Origin of the sequence: Rhizobium sp. 768_B6_N1_8, from assembly GCF_051811225.1 — a bacterium.
Classification (GTDB): Bacteria; Pseudomonadota; Alphaproteobacteria; order Rhizobiales; family Rhizobiaceae; genus Rhizobium.
In genome coordinates, this window is record NZ_JBPWPV010000001.1 from 3579869 (window position 1) to 3600915 (window position 21047).

Here is a 21047-nt window from a genome sequence, read left to right on the forward strand (position 1 = left end):
GCTTACGCCTCAGCCTTGAGCTCCCGCTCCACCAGCGCCACCCAATAGGCCGCTCCATATCCGAGCGCCTCATCATTGAAGTCGTAGGCTGTATTATGATGCAGCACTCCATCGACGGCCGGGCCGTTGCCGAGCCAGACATAACAGCCGGGCGCATTTTGCCCGAAGAAGGCGAAATCGTCGCCGGCAGTCGACGGCGGAAAGCTCGTACGCGCCTTTTCACCGAACACCGACTGTGCGGCGCCTAGCGCCCGCACAGTCGCATCCGCGTCATTGACGACGGGCGGAATGCGGCGTTCGAATTCATAATCTACCGAAATGCCGAACATGGCGGCGGTTCCCTGTGCCAGACGGCCGATTTCGGCCTCAAGCTGATCGCGAACCTCAGGCGAATAGGCCCGCGCCGTTCCGCCGATCTCGACAATATCGGGAATGACATTCAATGCCTTCGGATTGCCGGCCTGGAGTGAACAGGCGCTGACGACTGCCGGCTGAAGGGGATCGATGACGCGCCCGACGATCGTCTGCAGAGACGAAAGGAAAGTGGCGGCAGCTGTGATCGGATCGCGGCCGAGGTGCGGCTTTGCGCCGTGCGTACCAACACCCCGGAAGATGATCCGCCAGCTATCCGAAGAAGCAAGCTGCGGCCCCTCGACGACCGCGATCTCATCCACGGCAAGCCCGGGCATATTGTGCAGCCCATAGACGGCATCGCAGGGAAACTGCTTGAACAGCCCTTCCTCCACCATGCGCTTCGCACCGCCACGGCCCTCTTCGGCCGGCTGGAAGATGAAATGCACGGTGCCGGAAAAACCGCGCGTTTCAGCCAGATACCGTGCCGCGCCGAGCAACATCGTCGTATGCCCGTCATGGCCGCAAGCATGCATCTTGCCCGGCACGGTCGACTTGTAGGGGCGATCCGCCGTTTCCGGCATGGCGAGCGCGTCCATATCTGCCCTCAGCCCGATCCTGCGCGTACCATTGCCGATCTGCAGCGTTCCGACGACACCGGTGCCGCCAAGGCCGCGGTGCACCTGAATACCCGCCTCATCCAGAAGTTTCGCGACGATATCGCTGGTACGCTCCTCCTCGAAGCCGAGTTCGGGATGGGCATGCAGATCACGGCGGAGATTGGTGAGAAAAGGCAGATCGTTGCTGATCCGGGCGGGAATGCTCATGAGCCTGGATATCCTGTAAAGCGAAACGGGCGCCCGACGGCGCCCGCATCAGATCGTTCTTTTTTCAACAAACAGGCCGTAAGCGCAAGCCCTTACGCCTCTTCGACGAAGACCTCCTCGCGCTTGCGCTTGACGCTCGGCAGGAAGACGATGATCAAAACCGCCACGGCAATCGTCAGCAGGATGGCGCTGATCGGCCGCGTGACGAAGGTGGTCGCATCGCCGCGCGACAGGATCATGGCCCGTCGCAGGTTTTCCTCCAGCAACGGTCCGAGCACGAACCCGAGCAGCAGCGGCGCCGGCTCGCAGCGCAGTTTCGCCAGCACGTAGCCGATGAGGCCAAAGAAGGCGACGGCGTAGAGGTCGTAGACGTTGGAATTGACGCTGTAGACCCCGATCGAGCAGAAGGCCATGATGACGGGGAAAAGCACATAGTAAGGCACCGTCAGCAGCTTCACCCACAAGCCGATCAGCGGCAGATTGAGGATGACGAGCATCAGGTTGCCGATCCACATGGAGGCGATGATGCCCCAGAAGAGCGCCGGCTGTTCGGTCGCCACGTTCGGCCCCGGCACGATACCCTGGATGATCATCGCGCCGACCATCAGCGCCATGACAGGGTTTGCCGGGATGCCGAGCGTCAGCAGTGGAATGAAGGAGGTCTGCGCACCGGCATTGTTGGCCGATTCCGGTCCGGCGACACCGGCAACTGCGCCGTGGCCGAACTCTTCCGGCTTCTTCGAGACACGCTTTTCCACCGTATAGGAAGCGAAGGAAGCAAGGATCGCTCCGCCGCCCGGCAGGATGCCGAGCGCCGAACCAATGACAGTCCCGCGAATGACCGGCGCGATCATCTCCTTAAACTCTTCCTTCGACGGCAATAGACCCGAGACTTTCGCCATCAACACTGTGCGCGTCTTTTCGCCTTCCAGATTGCGCAGGATTTCCGCAATGCCGAAGACGCCGACGGCAAGAGCCACGAAATTCAGCCCGTCAGCATATTCGCGGATGCCGAGCGTGAAGCGCGGCGTGCCGGTATAGATATCCGTGCCCACAAGGCCGAGCAGCAGCCCGAGCGCCACCATCGCCAGTGCCTTGACGACCGAGCCATGGGCCAGTGCGATCGAGGATACGAGCCCGACGATCATCAGTGAGAAATACTCGGCCGAGCCGAATTGCAGCGCAATCGCCGTTAGTGGCGGAGCAAAGACAGCCACGAGGAAGGTCGATACCGTGCCGGCGAAGAAGGAGCCGAGCGCCGCGATCGCGAGCGCCGCGCCGGCCCTGCCCTTCCGCGCCATCTGATAGCCGTCGATGGCTGTCACGGCCGAGGAAGATTCGCCCGGCATATTGATGAGGATTGCCGTCGTCGAGCCGCCATATTGCGCGCCGTAATAGATGCCGGCGAGCATGATGAGCGAGGAGACCGGCTCGAGCTGGAAGGTGATCGGCAGCAGCATGGCGATCGTTGCCGTGGCGCCGATGCCGGGCAGCACGCCGATCAGCGTGCCGAGCAGCACGCCGATCAGGCAGAAGAACAGGTTTTCCGGGCTTGCCGCCGTATAGAAACCGAGTGCGAGATTGCTGAAGAGTTCCATACCCGCCTCCTAGAACCGGACCCAGGGGCCGAAACGTTCGAACGGCAGCCCGAGTGCGTAGCTGAAAACCCCAACCGAAAAGACCGTCAGCAGCAGCGAAAGAACCAGCGCGAACAGCACATTCATGCGACTGGATGCAAAGCAAGCGATGAAGGCCGTCAGAAAGATTGCCGGAGCAAAACCGAGCCCGCGCACAGTCAATCCGAAAAAGACCGGTGCGGGCAGGATGAAGAGCATGCCGCGCCAGGCGAAGGGATCGATCGGCTCGCCCTGAACCCGCACCGCCTGCACGAGAATGATCAGGCCGAGCAGGACGAGGATGCCGGACAGGACGAGTGGGAAATATCCGGGTCCCATGCGCAGCGCCGTGCCGATATCGAGGTTCAGCGACTGATAGGCAAAGAAGGCACCGGTCGCGGCAAGCAAAGCGCCGCAGATGACATTGGTGGTGTCGAAACTGAGAGATTTCATGATGTCTCCTGGGGTTGGAGATGAAGCGTCGCGACGGATACGAGGCTGCGCAAACACCCTCCTCCCCGGCTGGGAGGAAGGTGCGCGTGCGGCGGCCAGGCTCAGTCCGCGTATTCGCCGGCTGCTTCGATGACGGACCTCCAGCGGGTGATTTCGCTCTCGAGCTTCGCCTTCAGCGCCGCCGGCGTCGCATCAGCGTCCAACGAGGGAGCGGTGCCAAGTTCGGCAAAGCGGGCGCCAACATTCGGGTCCTTTAGTGCGACCTGCAGCGACTTCGACAAGCGCTCATTGATTTCGGCCGGCGTGCCCTTCGGCGTGTAGATGCCGTGCCAGATACCGACTTCGAAGCCCGGCAGACCGGCTTCGACCGCCGTCGGAATGTCCTTGAGCACATCGAGGCGCGCCGGCGACGTCACGGCATAGGCCTTGATCGTGCCACCCTTGATCTGCTTCGTCGTATTGGTCGTCTGGTCGCACATGATATCAACCTGACCGCCGAGAAGGTCGGTCATGGCCGGGCCGGTTCCCTTGTAGGGAACGGTCGTCAGCGGCGTCTGGATGGCGCTCATGAACATCATGCCGCAAAGATGGGATGCGGCGCCAATACCGGCATTGGCGACGGTGACCTTGTCCTTGTTCGCCTTCACATAGTCGATCAGGCCCTTCAGATCGGCCGGTTCGAAATCCTTGCGGGCAACGATCGTCATCGGAACATCGGTGACGAGACCGACATATTCGAAGGCGTTCAGTGTGTCGTAGGCGAGCTTGCGGTAAAGCGTGGCGCTGGTCGCCATGCCGATATGATGCAGCAGGATCGTGTAACCATCCGGATCGGCATCGGCGACGCGGCCGGCGCCAAGCGTGCCGCCAGCACCGCCGACGTTTTCGACGACGATCTGCTGACCGAGATCCTTCGACATGGATTCAGCAACGAGGCGCGCGACGGTATCGGTCGGGCCACCGGCTGCGAAAGGCACGACCATGGTGATGGTGCGTTCGGGATAGGTCTGCGCCGAAGCAGAATAAGCGAGCAGCGAAACGGCAGCGGCGGCGGTCACGCCGAGCATGGCCTTCAGGATTTTCATCGTTTTCCTCCCTGATGAAAATGGTCGTTCCGCCGGCGCATCCTCCGCACCGGCTCGGATGTCCCATTTGCAGGCCAGGGACTGATGGTCGCAATCGCGAGGCGAGGAGAGGAATGACGATTTTGCGACAGTGCACCGCAGCATGGGTTGATTTGGAAACAAATGGCTAAAGCGATGGGTGGAAATCCACCCATCGCTGGTCCTTCACCGGTTGGGCGGCAGAACAACCTCGCCCGTTTCCAGCAGCGATTTGAGGTTGGAGAGAATTTGTGGCCATCCGCCGGAAACGGCACCGATGAATTTGGAACCTTCTATCGGCATCGAATGTGTCAGCGTCAGCTTGACCGCCTCGCCGACCGGCTCGAGCTCCATCACGCACCGGGAAAACCCTTCAGCCTTGAGCTCCGGCCTGAACTCATTATGCCACTTCAGGACAAGCCGCTTGGGCGGATCGAATTCGAGGATTTCGCCTGTATCGGTAACGGTTCCGTCGGAATAGCTCATCTGCCAGGCAGAACCGACTTTCCAATCGGTCTCGAATTGCACGCCGAGCCAGAATTTCTTCATGAATTCCGATGTCGTGAGTGCCGACCAGAGCTGCTCCGGTGTAGTGCGGATATAGGTGACGTAATTGAATGCGCTGCCAGCCATGATGGTACTCCTTTTGGCCAAGGCTTGGTCACACCCTCGCCGGCAGGCGGGACGATTCATTCGTCTTTGCTGCCTTCGAGGCTCTTCTTGAGATCGGAGAGCGCCTCTAACGCACGGCGCTCGAATTTGCTGATCCAACGGTCCGCGATCTCGTTGATCGGAACCGGATTGATGTAATGCAGCTTCTCGCGCCCCTGCCGGCGCGTGGAAACAAGGTTTGCTTCCTCGAGAATGCCGAGATGCTTCGTCACCGCCTGGCGCGTCATCTCCAGCCCTTCACACAATTCGCCGAGCGTCTGGCCATTGCGCGCATGCAGGCGATCCAGCAGACGTCGCCGGCTGCCATCCGCCAGAGCTCGAAAAACCGCGTCTTCATCCATGTCAATACGGAACCATTTGGTTGCCTGTTGTCATTTTATAGGCAACCAAATGGTTGCCTGTCAAGGCATAAATCGAGCGAGGCCTGAAAACAGACGATCACATCAAGAAATTCGGGATTGGATCAGAGCTCGCGGCGCATCTCACCAGCCATGTCGTTGGCCAGCAGCTTCTTGTCGAGGCCGTACTTCTGCATCTTCTCGTAAAGTGTCTTGCGTGAGATGCCGAGCGATTCATAGACCGGCTTCAGGCTACCGCCATGGGCGACCAGCGCACTTGCAATCACGCCACGTTCGAATTCCGCGACACGCTCGGCAAGCCCCGCGACCTCTGCCTGCCTGCCGCCGCCATCGAGACCAAGCACGAAGCGGTCGGCCGCATTGCGCAATTCGCGGACATTGCCCGGCCAGTCGCGCTGCGCGATGTCGGAAATCACATCCGGTGGCACGGCCATGTCGTCCTTGCCGTAACGCGCGGCCGCCTCCCTGACAAGCTGCATGAAGAGCAGCGGAACATCGGCCCGGCGTTGTGAGAGCGACGGCACATGAATGGTCGCGACGTTCAGGCGGTAGAGGAGGTCGGCGCGGAATCGGCCACCAGCGACTTCCGCTTCCAGATCGACCTTGCTCGTGGCGATGAACCGCACGTCGAGCGGTACGGTCTCATTCGATCCGAGGCGGGAAATCATTCTCTCCTGCAGCACCCGCAGGAACTTCGCCTGCAGATCAAACGGCATGGAGCCGATCTCGTCGAGCAGAATGGTGCCGCCCCGCCCATGCTCGAACTTGCCGTAACGCGGCCGCACGGCCCCCGGAAAAGCGCCGGCCTCATGCCCGAAAAGCTCGCTCTCGATCAGGTTTGCTGGAAGTGCTGCGCAATTGATGGCGATGAAGGGCCGGCTTGCCCGCGCGCTGATATCGTGCAGCGCCCGCGCCACCACTTCCTTGCCCGCACCAGTGTCGCCGACAATAAGCGTGTCGGCATCGCTCGCCCCGATCGCACGGATGCGATAGCGCAGGTCGACCATGATCTGCGTTCGTCCCGGCAGGCGCGCCTCGATATCGTCGCGCTTGCCGGCCACCGCCTTCAGCAGCCGATTTTCCAACACGAGGCTGCGCCGCTCCATGGCGCGGCGGATGACGCCGGCGAGCATCTGCGGCGTAAACGGCTTCTCGATGAAGTCATAGGCGCCCTCGCGCATCGCCTTGACGGCAAGCTGTACATCGCCGTGGCCGGTGACGAGAATAACCGGCACTTCGGTATCGAGTTCGCGGATCTTCTGCATCAACGTCATGCCGTCCATGCCCGGCATGCGGATATCGGTAACGACGACACCGGGAAAACTGTAGCCGATCAGTTCCAGCACGTGGTCGGCATTGGAAAAGGTCTCGACGCTGAAGCCGGACAGTTCCAGCGCCTGCGCCGTCGAGCGGCGCAGTTCCTCTTCGTCGTCGACGAGCAATATCTTCTGTTCGTTCATTCCGCCGCCTCCGGCATCATGCCAGCTGCCGCGGAAAGCTCGATACGAAACACGGCTCCACCCTCCGGATGGTTGGAGACGGTCAGGCTGCCGCCGAAATCCTTGATGATGTTGTAGGAGATGGAAAGCCCCAGCCCGAGCCCCTTGCCCACCCCTTTGGTGGTGAAGAAGGGATCGAAGATGCGCTCGGCAATCGCCGCCGGCACACCAGGCCCATGATCACGCACGGTCAGGATTACCCTGCCGGCCTCTTTGGACGCCGAAACCTCGATCCGCCGGTCCTCCAGCCCCTCGACGGCATCAGCCGCATTCGAGATCACATTGACCAGCACCTGCTGCAGTCGCACCGAGCCAGCCTTGACCACCGGCGGCCGCGCCCCGAGATGCAACCGGAGATCGGCATCCGCAGCCTTGAGCCGCCAGGCGATGATCTCCAGCGTATCGCGGATCGCCTCGTCGAGCGGGACGGGGCCCAGCTTCTCATTGGGTTTGCGCGCGAAATTGCGCAGGTGCCGGCTGATGGAAGCCATGCGATCGATCAACCCGCCAATGCGCTGGATGTTGTCCTGCGCTTCGGCCGTACGACCGCGTTCGAGCAGGACAGAGGCGCTGTCCGTATAGGTCTTGGCGGCGGCAAGCGGTTGATTGAACTCATGCGAAAGTGCTGCCGACATCTGACCTAGACCGGCAAGCTTGCCCGCCTGGATGAGATCGGCCTGTGTCTGGCGCAGCTGCTGTTCGGTCAGGCGTCGCTCGGCAATCTCCTCCTCGATGCGGCTGTTGACGCGGGCAAGATCAGCCGTGCGCTCATCAACCCGTCGCTCCAGCTCGTTCCGCGCCTCGGCCTGCAACTGCAGGCGCTCAGCAAGCCGCATGCGTCTTTGCCGAAGAATGGCAAATGTCAGAGCGGCAATGCAGAGAATGAGGAAGACGACGACCAGCGCGGTACGGGCCTGCGCCCGGATGGAGCTCGTGTCCATCAGCACGTTCACCGTCCAGTCCTCGGCCGGCATGTAGTGCGAGAGCACGAGATATTCGCTTTGCCCGCGATCGCTGGCGAGCGTCATCAGGTCATGATCTTCGAAGCGATGACGGATGACCGGCAGTTCGACCAATTTCGCATTGGCATAACGTCGCGATGCCTCGGTGCGCGCCACCCGATCTGAACTCAGCGGCAGGATCGCCCCATAGAGCCAGTCCGGACTGTCGGACATGAAGATGATACCCTCGGGATCGGAGACGAAGATGCGGTACTCGCCGCCGCTCCAGGAGGATTCGATTACGTCGATATCGACCTTGAAGACAATGACGCCGCGGATTTCGCCATCCACCCAGATCGGCGAAGAGAAATAATAGCCGCGCTTCAGCGAGGTCGTACCGAGGGCATAGAAGCGGGCCTGATGCCCGCCGATCGCCTCCTGGAAATAGGGGCGATAGCTGAAGTTCTCACCGATGAAACTGCCGGGGCCATCATAATTGCTGGCGGCGATCGTCTCGCCATCCGGACGCACGACATAAATATCGGATGATTTCAGCAGCCCGTTGATTTCCTTGAGGTAGAGATTGGCATTGTCGCGCAGCGAGCGATCATCCGGCCGACTCACCAGCTCCTTGACATCGTCATGATCGGCGATCAGCGCCGGCAACGCCTCGTAGCGGCTGAGATGGCCACTCAGTGCCGAGGCCGCAAGCCGGAGTGCCGTGCCGGCCTGCGCCGAAGCCTCGCCCATATAGGCGCGCGTAGCGACCGCGCTCCCGTAATAGAAGAAAGCGAAAATCAGCAAGGGTGCGGCGCAGAGCGCCGCAATGACACGATAGCGCGAAGACAGAGTCTCGCTCCTCCCTTTCCGCCTCCGCTCCCCGTGGAGGCATAACCCGACGGCTTCAAGTGTAATGAGCGCGGTGGAGATTTCCAAGAGGCGCCGAAACTTGACACGTATCAGGCGCGGATGTCTGATTGCTGCACCGCAAGGAGACCGCTATGAGCGATGACCAGATCCCGGAAGACAGCAAACTCACGACGTCCAAGCGCCGCTGGGCGGTGGAGGGAAAATTTCTGACCGGCCGCATCAGCCGTCCGGAAACCGAGCGCCTGCCGCCGGGCCAGCATCTGGTCAAGAACTGGCCGGTGCTCGACCTCGGCCAGCAGCCGATCATTTCTATTGATAGCTGGCGGCTGGAAGTTCACGGTCTGGTCGAGACACCGCTCGACCTTAGTTGGGCCGCCTTCCAGGCGCTGGAACAGAGCACAATGATCACCGACATCCATTGTGTCACAACATGGTCGCGCTACGACAACAAGTGGAAGGGTGTTTCGACCCGAGACCTGCTTGATCTCGCCATGCCGAAAGCCGAAGCCGGTTACGTCATGCTGACAAGCTATGACGGCTACACGACCAACCTGCCGCTATCCGATTTCGCCGCCGAAGACGCCATTCTCGCCACCTCATGGGAAGGCCTGCCGCTCACCCGCGATCACGGCGGACCTATGCGTCTCGTCGTACCGCATCTCTATTTCTGGAAAAGCGCCAAATGGCTGCGCCGCATCGATCTGCTGCCGGCCGACAAGGCCGGCTTCTGGGAAAAGAACGGCTACCATATGTATGGTGATCCGTGGCGCGAGCAGCGCTATTCCGAGGACTGAATCCGAAGAAGCCGCCTGAGAACAAAGAACCCTGCGGCGAGGATCGCCGCAAATCCGGTCAGCGAGGCCATGCTCGCCGGATGCAGCGGAATTTCGCTCCAGCGCGGGCGCAGAACATCGGCCGTGTTGAAACCCTCACCACTGAAGCGGCAGGTCACCAGCGAGAGCCCGCGCCTGACCATATCGACATCAACAGCCGATGCGATTTCACCGGCCGCTACCGCCTCCTGTGGCATGTCGCGCATGGCGAGCAGCACCGCCTTGGTCGCGGCGAGATAGGCATGGGCGCATTCGTTGAACGGACTTTCCTCATCCGTCACGCTACCGGGCATCCGACCCCAGAGACAGTAGGAATACTGGATTTCGGCATAGTTCAGGACACGCCGGAAAGGTTCGTTCGTATCGACCGCGCTTGCGGCGAGATCCATGATACGGCCGCGATAGTCGGCAATCACAGCCATTTCCCCGTGAGATATTTCGGGCACCGGCAGGCCGGCACGGCTACCCTCGCCGCCTCCATGCGCGGATGCGCTACCAGCGATCAACAGGGCAAGGCCGAAACAAAGGAGATTGAATCCGTTTTTCACAATAGTCCAACGTCCCGACGCAGCAGCCAAGAGCCGATAGGTTTTGCAAGGAAAGAGGGAGCGGCAAGCCCCCTCTCCCGACCCTTATCGATAGGCCGGACGCAACCCGCTCTTCGCCCCGAGGCGCTTCTCCGCCAGCGCGCCGAAAGCGAGACCGAGCACTAACCAGAGGATCATATGCATGCCGAGCGTGGTCGTGCGGAAGCGCCATAGCACCATCGCCGAGAAATTCTCCGGCACTTCATTGATCGGAGGCAGCAGATATTCCACCAGACCGATGAAGACGACGAAGAGAATACCCGCAACGACCGCCGCGTTCCATAAGCCGTAGCGCGCTCTCAGGCTGCGGGCAATTGCGACGGCCGCGATCAGCGAAGCAACCGAGACGACAATCATCAGGAAGAACAGCTCTGTGCGCACGCCGATCGTATCCGAGTTGCCGACAGCCGGCGGATTGGCCGGATATTTGATAGCCGGAACGATGACGATGGCGACGAAAGCTGCGATTGCGATAACGGCCGAGGTGCCGCGTGCCGAAAGGCTGCTGAAGCGGCCGTGCACGAAGGCGAAGACAAGCGCAAACAGCCCGCCAATGGCAACGCTATAGGCCATGACACCGATAAAGAGCCCAGGCCCCGCCTGGGTGGCGCGGCTGACGATTTCCGGTTCGGCTGCCGCACCGGCCGCCTGCGATGTAGCCTCTTCAAAGGCAATCGCCGCATCGACCAGCGGCTCACCGAAGACGCGCGCAAAGGCAAAAACCAGGATGCCAGCAATCAGGCCCGCGATCATGCCGCGAAGCAGAAGATTTCCAACCATGTGAGGCACTCCCTTAGTGGCAGGGGAAGCCGAGGAGGTGACGGGCGTCATGCACGAATTCGTGCACATACATGCCGTTGAAGAGCGCCATCGCGCCTTCTTCGGTGCCAACGAAATAGATGGCGATCAGCATCAGCAGGCCGCCGAAGATCGCCCATGGCAGAATCTGGCCTACGGGAATTGGGGCGGGTGACGCGACGGGCGCGAAAGTGGTGTCAGACATGTATTCCTCCTGGAATGACGCGTTCAGTCGAGAATCTTGCGTGCAGTTAGGTCTGACTTCCAACGCGAAGAATTTCGACACGCTGGTCACAGTGGCGCGACCGCGCCGGACTCTCACCGGCTTCCAAACCCGCAACGTCACGGTTATATCTGCACGCCAAAGACACTGTCAACGAAACTTCATATGCGGGCGGCGGCCATCCCGCCCCATCTCCGCAAGGCGCGAAAGACGTGACCACCCGCCTCACATGGATCTGCCACGGCGCGACAGCAGCCAATCGTACCGCCTCCTTTCCGGCAGACGAACCGCTGGAGGAAAAGGTGCTGAGCGATACCACGCTACCGGCGCCCGGACGGGCGGATAGGGTTTTCACAAGCCCGGCCCTACGCGCCAGACAGACCGCCGAAATGCTGGGCTTCGACGCGACCGTTGCCCCGTCGCTCAGGGATTGTGACTACGGCCGCTGGGTCGGCAAACCGTTGGTCAGTCTCCACGCCGAGGAGCCTGAAAATCTTGCGCTCTGGATGTCCGATCCCGAAGCGACCCCGCATGAGGGCGAGAGCCTGCAACAGCTTGGCAAACGCATCGCCGGCTGGATGAACGAGGAGATGCCGCTCGGCGGCCATATCATCGCGGTCACCCACGCAGCCGTCATCCGCGCCGCGATCCTGAACGTGCTGAAAGCGCCACCCGCATCTTTCTGGACCATCGATGTCCAGCCACTTGGGATAGTGCGCATGACGCATGACGGCCGCCGCTGGTCGCTGCGTTTCTGAATAGTCCTCGTAAATTAGTCCAGTCTTACACAAGCAAACGCAGTCATACATATTGAACCCGGAACCCGGGCTCTACGTCCTTCCCCGAGGAGACGAAAAATGACCTATGACTGGAGTGGGGAGCGTACGCGGCGTATTCGCATCGTGCGTGTCGCAACTGTTGTCGCCGTTTTCGTCGGCGTCATGATCAGCCTGCCATTGCTGATCAACGTCGTCTGAACTGTCAGAGCACGTCAAAGGCGAGCGTGCTACGGCTGCTCGCCTTTCTCTTTGCCAATCTATTGCGGAATCTGAATGACAGCGACGAACAGACCGAGTTGACCGAGGGTTAGCAAGAAGCAACGCGGACAAGTCTCGGCATCCTGCAGGGTGGAAAGCAGATCGGCTGCCGCACTGCGCACGCGACGTATCCGCGCCACATCATCGGAATAGACGTTGTTTTTCCGCACCAACCAAAGCGGCGCTCCGATAATTTCCATCAGGATCAGCACGCCGAGCGGCGGTAAAAGCGCCCCACGATCAAGCCGATGATCGCGGGGTGCTTTCAGGCATAGCGGGCCATAAAAGGGTAGATCAGTGTTTGCTTCCCTTGGGGATTGCGGTGTTGGTGACCGAGACTGGATCGCTGGCGGGGAAGGTGCCTTCCAGCCCTTCGTCAAGCTGCTCTTCCATCGTTCCCGTGTCACCCGCCGCACGGGCACTCCGGAGCACGCTGGCGCCACCATCATCGTCGTCCCGGATCTTCGCCGTGGCAAAACGGCTCATCACTTCCCTCGCCTTTTCGACCGCATTCAGCCGGTTCAATTGCTGGCCGGGGTCGTTCTTGATCTGCACGGAGACGACTTCGCCGCCGTCGCCCACGAACTCGACCGTGAAACCGCCTTTGCCGCCGTAGGCGGGGATGACCTGGGTGCCGACAAGTTGCATGAGATTGTCCTCTCTTGTGAATGTTCCCGGAAAACGGCTTCGACGCAATATTGGTTCCGCTCAGGCCGGCCGGATGTAATCCACTTTCAGTTCCAGCCGCAGTCGCACGATCGGAGAATGATCACCGTTCTGCACTTCTATGCCCAGCGATCCGCCCGGCCATTGCGGCAAACCGTCGAGCGCCATTTCGGCCAGCACATGCTTTGCCTCTTCCACGGCGGCGAAAAGATCGGGAAATTCGAACGGCAGATCGCCGGGAACCGTGCCGTCATTGTCTATGGTCTTGAAATAGAAGAGGGACATCTGCCTGCATCCGTTGCGAAAGCATAAAGCGGCAAGCGGCCAAAGGTTTCAAATCGCCGGTAAAATTCGGTGTTCCGCACACTCGCTTCCGATGAAAGTGCTACCGAATGCATGGCATGGCCTCCAACAATTCGCCTTCAGGTTTCAATAAACATTTCAGACTTTCATGATATTTCCGCCCCGGGTGGAGATGGAGAAGCTCATGCCGGAATTCTTCAGGAGCAGGGCGGGAAGGCAATGTCTGACGATCATGGCGCTCGGTGCAGTGCTGTGGATTTCGGCCACCCTGCTGGATGTCGATAGCTGGCTCGTTTCCTTCATGAGCACCTTCGAGAATTACGGTGCCGATAAGTTCGTGCTGGCCCTCGGTATCGCCGGCGCGATGAGCTTCATCTATTCCGTGTTGCGCATTGCCGACCTTCGCAAGGAGATGCAGCTTCGCGACTCCGCCCAGGCGCGCGCCGACTGGACCGCCACCCACGATCATCTGACCAAGCTTCCGAACCGCTACGCCTTCGAACGCAAGATCCTGCCCAAGCCCGCCGATAAGGACGGCAATCTTCCCGAAGAGGCTAAGAGCAACGTCACGATCTTCTCCGTCGATCTCGACGGCTTCAAGAAGGTCAACGACCTCGTCGGCCACAAGGGCGGCGACGTTCTGCTGGTGGAAGTGGCCAAGCGCATTTGCGCGTTGGGCAATGCCGACTGCGTCTACCGTTTCGGCGGGGATGAATTCATCATCATCGCCCTCGGCATGACAGCGGCGCGGGAGGAATGGTTTGCCAAAGTACTTATCCAGGCGGTCACCCGCCCCATCCTGATCGACGGCTTTGCCGTCGAGGTCGGCGCCAGTGTGGGCTACGACCGCTGGAGCGAAGGCGCCGAGCCGCTGGAGGATGCTGCCCATCGCGCCGACCTTGCGATGTACGAGGCGAAATCGCGCGGTCCCAATCATCAACTGATTTTCGAACCGTCCATGCAGGACAAGGTGACGGAACGCGCATCGCTCGAGACCAAGCTGCGCGGCGCTATTCAGAACAAGGCGATCAAGACCCATTATCAGCCGCTGATCGATCTCAGGAGCGGCAGGCTCTGCGGCTTCGAGGCACTGGCCCGATGGACCGACGAAGACGGCATGAATATTCCGCCTCCGGTCTTCATCGGCATCGCCGAAGAAACCGGCATGATCACCGAACTGTTCGAAAACCTTCTCACCCAGGCCTGCAGCGATGCCCTCGCCTGGCCTGACGATGTAAGGCTTTCCTTCAACGTGTCACCCGTGCAGATGGAGGATAAACTCCTTCCCTCGCGCATCTTCAAAGTGCTCGCTGCAAGCCGCCTGCCCGCCAGGCGACTGGAAGTTGAAATCACCGAAAACGCGCTGGTCCAGGATCCGGCGATCGCGGCCCATATTCTCGATGAGTTGCATAAAGCGGGCGTACAGATCGCGCTCGATGATTTCGGCACGGGCTATTCGAGCCTTGCTCAGCTCGCCCGTTATCGCTTCGACAAAATCAAGATCGACAAGAGCTTCATCGCCACCTGTCGGGAAGACGAGAAGCAGGAAAAGATCGTCCGCGCGATGCTCGCTCTGGGAAGAAGCCTCAACATCAAGACGACGGCTGAAGGCGTCGAGGAACACGCCCAGCTCGCCTATCTGCTGCAGCTTGGCTGCGACATCGGTCAGGGCTATCTCTTCGGCAAAGCGATGCCGGCCGCGGAGGCGGGCATCTTCATCGAAAGTCAGAATACCACTCTGGCCTCTACGGCCTGAATAAAGCAATTCCAGCAAAAGTGTGAAACGGTTTTGCGTCTGGAATTGCGTAAAAACAAAGAGATAAAGCATTTCCGTGTTTCGAAGAAAAACGGAAATGCTTTAAACTAGAAGACTTGCCGCAGGATCACGAACAGCAGGAAGGCGATCGCGATCGAGGCCGGCAGCGTCAGCACCCAGGCCATGAGCATGTTGCGCACGGTGGACCATTGCAGGCCCGAGCCGTTCGCAGCCATCGTGCCCGCCACACCGGAAGACAGAACATGCGTGGTCGAAACCGGCAGGCCGAGATGGTCGGCCGAGGCGATCGTCACCATGGCGACGACTTCCGCGGCGGCACCCTGGCCGTAGGTCAGGTGCGTTTTGCCGATCTTCTCACCAACCGTCACGACGATGCGCTTCCAGCCGACCATCGTGCCGAGGCCGAGCGCCAGCGCAACGGCGACCTTCACCCACAAGGGGATGAACTTCGTCGCATTGTCCACCGCCGCATGATAGCCGGTGACGGCCTTGAGATCGCTGGCATCCATCGGCAGCAGCTTCTGCTTGTCGATGAGCTTCAGCGCCTCGCCGATCAGGTAAATGTCGTTGCGGACGTTGCTGACGAGATTGGTCGGAACGGCTTCCAGCGTCGGGAAAGCGGCGACTTCGGCGCTCGTCTGATGGATATACTGCTGCAGCGCCGGCGTGGTCGCATCCGTCCAGACCTTGTTCTTGACGGCATTGCTGACTTCCGCCTTGAAATCGGTAACGGTCACACCCGGCTTTATATATTTGCCGAGCGCCGTTTCCACCTGCGCCGAAGCCGACTTGTAGGCTTCGAGATAGTTGACGTCAGGCGTGCGGTTCAGCGCAAAGGCGGTCGGCACCAGACCGATCAGGATGAGCATGATGAGACCCATGCCCTTCTGGCCGTCATTCGAGCCATGGGCGAAGCTGACGCCCGTGCAGGTAAAGATCAGGATGGCGCGGATCCATAACGGCGGCGGCTGATTGCCCTTCGGCTCCTGATAGAGCTCGGGTTTGCGCACCAGGAACTTCATAACGACGAGCAGGATGGCCGAAAGGCCGAAACCGATGATTGGCGAAATCAGGAGTGACAGGCCAATGTTGGTCGCCTGCGACCAGTCCACACCGCTGGTGGCCGAGCCTGCCGGCGCCAGGAACTGGTTGGCGAGGCCGACACCGATGATCGAGCCGACCAGCGTATGCGAGCTCGATGACGGCAGGCCGAGATACCAGGTACCAAGGTTCCAGACAATCGCTGCTATCAATAGAGCGAAGACCATGGCCAGACCCGAGCCGGAGCCGACCTGCAGGATGAGCTCGACCGGTAACAAGGCCAGGATGCCGAAGGCGACGGCGCCCGTCGACGTCAAGACACCGAGAAAATTGAAGAAGCCCGACCAGATGACGGCAAATTCCGCCGGCATGGAGCGCGTATAGATAACGGTCGCCACGGCATTGGCCGTATCGTGGAAACCGTTGACGAACTCGAAGCCGAGCGCGATCAGCAGCGCAAGGCCGAGAAGCAGCCAGGGAACGGCAACTGCGGCGGTCAGATCACGGGCGAGGGCATAGCCGACATATCCGAGACCGCAGACCACAACGAGCCCGAACACCGGCAGGAACCATTTGCCGGCGGAGTTCGAATGATGCAGCGGATGGGAAGCGTCGCTATGGCTGGGGGCAATGTCGGCCATGGCATAGTTCCTTGTTCCATTTGCAAATTGCCGTTTGTTAATAAATCCCTAGCGTGAAGCTCTCATGACGCGACCGTTCCCGCCATCCGGATCCGGAACCGAATCAGCAACCAAAAATTGCCTGCCGGGACGCAAAAGACTTCCCACCCGGCACGATGACGCTAAGTTCGTCACCGTCACGCTCGCAGGGGAGCATCAAGCAAAATGCCGTCGACCGACCTTCTCCTGACCTTCAATGCCGGCTCATCGACGGTGAAGATCGGCATCTTCGCAATCGAGGATGCAAAGGTGCGCCGCATCGGCAAGGGCGTTATCGACTTCCGAGCCGAGCCCCTCGCCTTCAGCATCATGGAAGGCCCGAAGACCTTCGATACGCCGCTCAAGGCCGAGCTTACCGACGATTTGCACGCCGTTATCGACGAAACGTTCCAGTTGCTCTCGGAGCATTTCGATATCGGCGCCGTCCGCGCTGCCGGCCACCGCGTCGTCCATGGCGGCGACCGTTTCACCGAAGTGACAGCGCTTAATGACGCCGCAATCGACGCAGTCGATGCGCTGACGCCGCTCGCTCCCCTTCATCAGCCGCAGGCGCTCCGCTTCATCCGGGCACTGAAGCACCTGAAGCCGCATCTGACCCAGACGGCCTCCTTCGATACCGCTTTTCACGCCACGCAGACCGAACTCGTTCGCCGCTTCGCCATCCCCCGCGCGCTTCATGACGAGGGCATCAAGCGCTACGGCTTTCATGGCCTCTCCTACAAATTCATCGCAGGGGAGGTAAGCCGCAGGCTGTCGAACAAAGCGAAAATCGTCGCCGCCCATCTGGGTAGCGGCGCAAGCCTCTGCGCTCTGGAACAGGGCATCAGTCGCGATTGCAGCATGGGCTTTTCCACGCTGGACGGCATTCCCATGGCCACAAGGCCCGGCTGGCTCGATCCCGGCGTGATCTTGCATCTGCTGCAGCAGAGGAAGCAGTCCGCCGATCAGGTGGAAGATCTGCTCTACCATCGCTCCGGCCTGCTCGGCGTCTCCGGCATCAATGCCGATACCCGCGATCTTCTCGAGGATGACCGCGCAGAAGCCCAGGAGGCGCTCGACCTCTTCACATTGCGCATCGCAGGCGAGATCGGCCGCATGTCGGTGACGCTCGGCGGGCTCGACGCCATCGTCTTTACGGCCGGCATCGGCGAGCATCAGCCGCAGATCCGCGCAGCAGTCCTCCAGCGTCTGGGTTGGCTCGGCCTCGCAGTCGATGAAAAGGCGAATGCCGCCAACGGCTTCACGATCACGACACCCGCAAGCCGCATAACGGCGCATGTCATTGCCACCGACGAGGAACAGATCATCGCGCAGGAAACGCTCTCTATTCTTCGCTCCTGATGATCCAGATCAAATGCACGCCAGCGCCAGCCGCTAGAATTGACGTTGAACAAGTTTAAACGGGAGAAATCCATGGAAAAGCATGTCTCGACTCCAGCAGTTCTGTCAGACGCCGAACTCACACTCATCGACCGCTACTGGCGTGCCGCCAACTATCTCTCGGTCGGCCAGATCTATCTCCTGTCCAATCCTCTCCTGCGCCAGCCCCTGAAGCCGGAACACATCAAGCCCCGCCTGCTCGGCCACTGGGGCACCACGCCCGGCCTCAACTTCATCTATGCGCATCTGAACCGCGTCATCCGTGCCCGCGACCTCGACGTCATCTATATGTGCGGTCCCGGCCACGGCGGACCGGGCATGGTCGCCAATACCTATCTCGAAGGCATCTACAGCGAGATCTATCCCGACATCGCCGAGACCGAGGACGGCATGCGCAAGCTCTTCCGCCAGTTCTCCTTCCCCGGCGGCATCCCGAGCCATGCAGCGCCGGAAACGCCCGGCTCCATCCATGAGGGCGGCGAACTCGGCTATGCGCTCGTCCATGCCTACGGCGCAGCCTTCGATAATCCCGATTTGATCGTCGCCTGCGTCATCGGCGACGGCGAAGCCGAGACCGGGCCGCTGGCGGCAAGCTGGCATTCCAACAAGTTCCTGAACCCCGCCCGCGACGGTGCCGTCCTGCCGATCCTGCATCTCAACGGTTACAAGATCGCCAATCCGACCATCCTCGGCCGGGCGAGCGACCAGGATCTGACGCATTTGTTCGAAGGCTATGGTTATGAGCCCTTCTTCGTCGAAGGCCACGAGCCGGCAAAGATGCATCAGCAGATGGCCGCCACCTTCGACAAGATCTTCGACCGCATTCGAGCAATTCAGAAACAGGCACGCGACGGCAAGGCTCCGCAGGCCTGCCCGCGCTGGCCGATGATCGTGCTGCGCAGCCCCAAGGGCTGGACCGGCCCGAAGGAAGTGGACGGCAAGAAGGTTGAGGGCTTCTGGCGCGCCCATCAGGTGCCGGTTTCCAATTGCCGAGAGAACGACGGACACCGGAAAATCCTCGAAGACTGGATGCGCGGTTACGATCCCGAAGACCTCTTCGATACCTCGGGCGCGCTGAAGCCTGAATTACGGGCCCTGGCCCCCTCAGGCAAACGCCGTATGGGTGCCAATCCGCACGCCAATGGTGGTCTGCTGCGCAAGGAGCTGATCACGCCCAATATCCGCACCTATGAGGTAAAGATGGAGAAACGCGGGGCTGAGATGGTGCAATCCACCGAAATCCTCGGCCATTACCTGCGCGACACGATGAAGCTCAATGAAGCCAACGCGAACTTTCGCATCTTCGGCCCCGACGAAACGGAATCAAACCGTCTCGGCAGCGTCTTTGAAGTCACCGATCGCGTCTGGATGGAGAAGATCGAACCCTATGACGTGAGCCTCGCCAGCGACGGCCGCGTCATGGAAGTACTGAGCGAACATCTTTGCCAGGGATGGCTGGAGGGCTACCTGTTGACGGGCCGGCATGGCCTGTTTTCCTGCTACGAGGCCTTCATCCACATCATCGATTCCATGTTCAACCAGCATGCCAAGTGGCTGAAGGTCACCCGCGAACTGGAGTGGAGGAAGCCGATCTCCTCGCTCAACTATCTCTTGACCTCGCATGTCTGGCGGCAGGACCATAACGGCTTCTCGCATCAGGACCCCGGCTTCGTCGATCTCGTCGCCAACAAGAAGGCCGATATCGTCCGTATTTACCTGCCGCCGGACGCCAACACCCTGCTCTGGGTCGGTGATCATTGCCTGAAGACCTACGACCGCATCAACGTCATCGTCGCCGGCAAGCAGCCAGAGCCACAATGGCTGACCATGGACGAGGCGGTGAAACACTGCGAAACCGGCATCGGCATTTGGAACTGGGCGAGCCACGAGGACGATACGGTCGCGCCCGATGTCGTCATGGCCTGCGCCGGCGACGTACCGACCATGGAGACGCTCGCTGCCGTCGATCTGCTGCATCGGCATACTCCGGAGCTGAAGATCCGCACTGTCAACGTGGTCGACCTTCTCGCCCTGCAATCGCAGGATCAGCATCCGCACGGCCTGACGGACGAGGCCTTCGACGCAATCTTCACGAAGGACAGGCCGGTGATCTTCGCCTATCACGGCTATCCCTACCTCATCCACCGGCTGACCTATAAGCGCACCAACCACCGCAATATCCATGTGCGCGGCTTCATCGAAGAGGGCACGACAACCACGCCCTTCGACATGACAGTGCTCAACGAACTCGACCGCTTCCACCTCGCCATCGAGGCGATCGAGCGCGTTCCGGGCCTGAAGGAGAAAGTGCCTGAAGTGCTGGAAAGCCTGAGGGCCAAGCTCGTCGAGCATCATGCCTATGTCCGCGAATATGGTGAAGACATGCCGGACGTGCGCAACTGGAAATGGCCCGCAGCCTGAAAGGGATGCTCCCTGATATGAAAAGGGCCGCGCGGAAACCGCGCGGCCCTTCCCCAGCCGTGATGCGAAGTTACTGGCCGTTCTGCGTGCCGCTTGGTGCAGTCGCGCCCGTCGGCCCGCTGCCATCAGGCGTCGGGTTGCGATCTGTCGGCTCCAGCGGCTTGATGGAGCCGGTCGCCGGATTGTTGTCTAAAGTACCGGCACCCGAAGGCTGCCCGGTGATCGCATTGGGCGTTGTGGATGCGGTCGAAGCCGGTTCTGTGGTCGTACCAGGCCAGATGGCAAAGCTCACCGCAGCGATCAGAATGACCAGAATGCCGGCTGCGAGCACACCCCAGAGCGAGACGCTACGCCGCTCATCGGCAAGCACTTTCTCCTCTTCATAGGATGCCTGCCCAAGTGGCATGCCGGTATTCTCATCCACGATTCGGTTCTTGTCGTCACCATATTGGGTCATCGCTTGATCCTCCAATCTGTGCGGAAGAAACCAAATTGGAGGGAAGATGTTCCATCAAGCCGGTTTTTGGATCCATACGGGCAGCGATAAGGTGTCGACGTTCTTGACTGGCCTGCACTTCCTTAACATCATCAATGACATCAAATCAGGAGT

21 protein-coding genes are annotated in these 21047 nt (G+C 60.5%); 5 read left to right on the plus strand and 16 right to left on the minus strand.

Annotated elements, in window-relative coordinates:
- Positions 1-2: 2 nt before the first annotated feature.
- The 8 genes from AB8B33_RS18435 to AB8B33_RS18470 all read right to left on the minus strand — a co-directional run bounded on the left by AB8B33_RS18435 (position 3) and on the right by AB8B33_RS18470 (position 8757).
- Entirely contained in the window at positions 3-1178 is a 1176-nt protein-coding gene (locus tag AB8B33_RS18435; RefSeq protein ID WP_439016449.1) for a M20 aminoacylase family protein, read from the minus strand.
- A 92-nt stretch (positions 1179-1270) separates the two neighbouring features.
- Positions 1271-2776 (minus strand): tripartite tricarboxylate transporter permease, encoded by a 1506-nt coding sequence (locus AB8B33_RS18440; protein WP_113323760.1) that lies wholly within the window; start codon positions 2774-2776, stop codon positions 1271-1273.
- Positions 2777-2785: 9 nt separating this feature from the next.
- Positions 2786-3247: a tripartite tricarboxylate transporter TctB family protein gene (locus AB8B33_RS18445; RefSeq protein WP_007826966.1), complete on the minus strand. Its 462-nt coding sequence runs from the start codon at positions 3245-3247 to the stop codon at positions 2786-2788.
- A 101-nt stretch (positions 3248-3348) separates the two neighbouring features.
- A complete protein-coding gene (locus AB8B33_RS18450) occupies positions 3349-4332 on the minus strand; it encodes a tripartite tricarboxylate transporter substrate-binding protein (RefSeq protein WP_113323761.1) in 984 nt (327 codons plus the stop codon).
- A gap of 204 nt (positions 4333-4536) precedes the next feature.
- The gene (locus AB8B33_RS18455; protein ID WP_113323762.1) at positions 4537-4983 is read right to left on the minus strand and encodes an SRPBCC family protein; all 447 of its coding nucleotides are present in this window, start codon (positions 4981-4983) and stop codon (positions 4537-4539) included.
- Between the two features lie 56 nt (positions 4984-5039).
- On the minus strand, positions 5040-5363 hold the full coding sequence (locus AB8B33_RS18460) for an ArsR/SmtB family transcription factor (protein ID WP_037072691.1): 324 nt from the start codon (positions 5361-5363) through the stop codon (positions 5040-5042).
- A 122-nt stretch (positions 5364-5485) separates the two neighbouring features.
- Positions 5486-6841, minus strand: a complete 1356-nt coding sequence (locus AB8B33_RS18465) for a sigma-54-dependent transcriptional regulator (RefSeq protein ID WP_439016450.1) — start codon at positions 6839-6841, stop codon at positions 5486-5488.
- Positions 6838-8757, minus strand: a complete 1920-nt coding sequence (locus AB8B33_RS18470; RefSeq protein ID WP_439016451.1) for a sensor histidine kinase — start codon at positions 8755-8757, stop codon at positions 6838-6840. The genes AB8B33_RS18465 and AB8B33_RS18470 overlap by 4 nt, the downstream gene beginning before the upstream one ends.
- Positions 8758-8822: 65 nt before the next feature.
- Here AB8B33_RS18470 and AB8B33_RS18475 point away from each other — a divergent pair, with 65 nt between their 5' ends.
- The gene (locus AB8B33_RS18475; RefSeq protein WP_439016452.1) at positions 8823-9485 is read left to right on the plus strand and encodes a sulfite oxidase-like oxidoreductase; all 663 of its coding nucleotides are present in this window, start codon (positions 8823-8825) and stop codon (positions 9483-9485) included.
- On the opposite strand, the gene AB8B33_RS18480 is transcribed toward AB8B33_RS18475, so the two are convergent.
- From AB8B33_RS18480 to AB8B33_RS18490, 3 genes are all read right to left on the minus strand, one after another.
- Positions 9470-10072 (minus strand): hypothetical protein, encoded by a 603-nt coding sequence (locus tag AB8B33_RS18480; protein WP_439016453.1) that lies wholly within the window; start codon positions 10070-10072, stop codon positions 9470-9472. The two genes, AB8B33_RS18475 and AB8B33_RS18480, sit on opposite strands and share 16 nt — an antisense overlap.
- A gap of 84 nt (positions 10073-10156) precedes the next feature.
- Positions 10157-10891, minus strand: a complete 735-nt coding sequence (locus AB8B33_RS18485; RefSeq protein WP_439016454.1) for a CbtA family protein — start codon at positions 10889-10891, stop codon at positions 10157-10159.
- 13 nt (positions 10892-10904) lie between these two features.
- Positions 10905-11114, minus strand: coding sequence for a CbtB domain-containing protein (locus AB8B33_RS18490; RefSeq protein WP_113323767.1), 210 nt, complete (start codon positions 11112-11114; stop codon positions 10905-10907).
- A gap of 230 nt (positions 11115-11344) precedes the next feature.
- On the opposite strand from AB8B33_RS18490, the gene AB8B33_RS18495 reads away from it, so the two are divergent.
- A complete protein-coding gene (locus AB8B33_RS18495; RefSeq protein ID WP_439016455.1) occupies positions 11345-11890 on the plus strand; it encodes a histidine phosphatase family protein in 546 nt (181 codons plus the stop codon).
- A 278-nt stretch (positions 11891-12168) separates the two neighbouring features.
- On the opposite strand, the gene AB8B33_RS18500 is transcribed toward AB8B33_RS18495, so the two are convergent.
- The 3 genes from AB8B33_RS18500 to AB8B33_RS18510 form a co-directional block, all read right to left on the minus strand.
- Positions 12169-12381 carry a hypothetical protein gene (locus AB8B33_RS18500; protein WP_439016456.1) on the minus strand — a complete coding sequence of 71 codons (213 nt, stop codon included), beginning with the start codon at positions 12379-12381 and terminating at the stop codon, positions 12169-12171.
- 82 nt (positions 12382-12463) lie between these two features.
- Complete coding sequence (locus tag AB8B33_RS18505) at positions 12464-12817, minus strand: hypothetical protein (RefSeq protein ID WP_439016457.1); 354 nt, start codon at positions 12815-12817, stop codon at positions 12464-12466.
- 60 nt (positions 12818-12877) lie between these two features.
- Entirely contained in the window at positions 12878-13120 is a 243-nt protein-coding gene (locus AB8B33_RS18510) for a DUF6894 family protein (protein ID WP_113323771.1), read from the minus strand.
- A gap of 202 nt (positions 13121-13322) precedes the next feature.
- On the opposite strand from AB8B33_RS18510, the gene AB8B33_RS18515 reads away from it, so the two are divergent.
- A complete protein-coding gene (locus tag AB8B33_RS18515; RefSeq protein WP_439016458.1) occupies positions 13323-14894 on the plus strand; it encodes a putative bifunctional diguanylate cyclase/phosphodiesterase in 1572 nt (523 codons plus the stop codon).
- A 107-nt stretch (positions 14895-15001) separates the two neighbouring features.
- Here AB8B33_RS18515 and AB8B33_RS18520 read toward each other — a convergent pair whose 3' ends face one another.
- Positions 15002-16597, minus strand: a complete 1596-nt coding sequence (locus AB8B33_RS18520; protein WP_439016459.1) for an inorganic phosphate transporter — start codon at positions 16595-16597, stop codon at positions 15002-15004.
- A gap of 204 nt (positions 16598-16801) precedes the next feature.
- On the opposite strand from AB8B33_RS18520, the gene AB8B33_RS18525 reads away from it, so the two are divergent.
- Together AB8B33_RS18525 and AB8B33_RS18530 are read left to right on the plus strand one after the other, a co-directional pair.
- Complete coding sequence (locus AB8B33_RS18525; RefSeq protein ID WP_439016460.1) at positions 16802-17977, plus strand: acetate/propionate family kinase; 1176 nt, start codon at positions 16802-16804, stop codon at positions 17975-17977.
- 72 nt (positions 17978-18049) lie between these two features.
- On the plus strand, positions 18050-20437 hold the full coding sequence (locus AB8B33_RS18530; RefSeq protein WP_439016462.1) for a phosphoketolase family protein: 2388 nt from the start codon (positions 18050-18052) through the stop codon (positions 20435-20437).
- Positions 20438-20507: 70 nt separating this feature from the next.
- On the opposite strand, the gene AB8B33_RS18535 is transcribed toward AB8B33_RS18530, so the two are convergent.
- Positions 20508-20894: a hypothetical protein gene (locus AB8B33_RS18535; RefSeq protein WP_439016463.1), complete on the minus strand. Its 387-nt coding sequence runs from the start codon at positions 20892-20894 to the stop codon at positions 20508-20510.
- Between the last annotated feature and the right edge of the window lie 153 nt (positions 20895-21047).

Bases quoted from the DNA above. Each gene is read 5' to 3' on its own strand.
- AB8B33_RS18515 (WP_439016458.1), top strand. From the start codon at position 13,323: ATGCCGGAATTCTTCAGGAGCAGGGCGGGAAGGCAATGTCTGACGATC.
- AB8B33_RS18445 (WP_007826966.1), bottom strand. From the start codon at position 3,247: ATGAAATCTCTCAGTTTCGACACCACCAATGTCATCTGCGGCGCTTTG.
- AB8B33_RS18455 (WP_113323762.1), bottom strand. From the start codon at position 4,983: ATGGCTGGCAGCGCATTCAATTACGTCACCTATATCCGCACTACACCG.
- AB8B33_RS18450 (WP_113323761.1), bottom strand. From the start codon at position 4,332: ATGAAAATCCTGAAGGCCATGCTCGGCGTGACCGCCGCCGCTGCCGTT.
- AB8B33_RS18530 (WP_439016462.1), top strand. From the start codon at position 18,050: ATGGAAAAGCATGTCTCGACTCCAGCAGTTCTGTCAGACGCCGAACTC.
- AB8B33_RS18475 (WP_439016452.1), top strand. From the start codon at position 8,823: ATGAGCGATGACCAGATCCCGGAAGACAGCAAACTCACGACGTCCAAG.
- AB8B33_RS18510 (WP_113323771.1), bottom strand. From the start codon at position 13,120: ATGTCCCTCTTCTATTTCAAGACCATAGACAATGACGGCACGGTTCCC.
- AB8B33_RS18525 (WP_439016460.1), top strand. From the start codon at position 16,802: ATGCCGTCGACCGACCTTCTCCTGACCTTCAATGCCGGCTCATCGACG.
- AB8B33_RS18535 (WP_439016463.1), bottom strand. From the start codon at position 20,894: ATGACCCAATATGGTGACGACAAGAACCGAATCGTGGATGAGAATACC.
- AB8B33_RS18460 (WP_037072691.1), bottom strand. From the start codon at position 5,363: ATGGATGAAGACGCGGTTTTTCGAGCTCTGGCGGATGGCAGCCGGCGA.
- AB8B33_RS18490 (WP_113323767.1), bottom strand. From the start codon at position 11,114: ATGTCTGACACCACTTTCGCGCCCGTCGCGTCACCCGCCCCAATTCCC.
- AB8B33_RS18440 (WP_113323760.1), bottom strand. From the start codon at position 2,776: ATGGAACTCTTCAGCAATCTCGCACTCGGTTTCTATACGGCGGCAAGC.
- AB8B33_RS18465 (WP_439016450.1), bottom strand. From the start codon at position 6,841: ATGAACGAACAGAAGATATTGCTCGTCGACGACGAAGAGGAACTGCGC.
- AB8B33_RS18520 (WP_439016459.1), bottom strand. From the start codon at position 16,597: ATGGCCGACATTGCCCCCAGCCATAGCGACGCTTCCCATCCGCTGCAT.
- AB8B33_RS18485 (WP_439016454.1), bottom strand. From the start codon at position 10,891: ATGGTTGGAAATCTTCTGCTTCGCGGCATGATCGCGGGCCTGATTGCT.
- AB8B33_RS18505 (WP_439016457.1), bottom strand. From the start codon at position 12,817: ATGCAACTTGTCGGCACCCAGGTCATCCCCGCCTACGGCGGCAAAGGC.
- AB8B33_RS18435 (WP_439016449.1), bottom strand. From the start codon at position 1,178: ATGAGCATTCCCGCCCGGATCAGCAACGATCTGCCTTTTCTCACCAAT.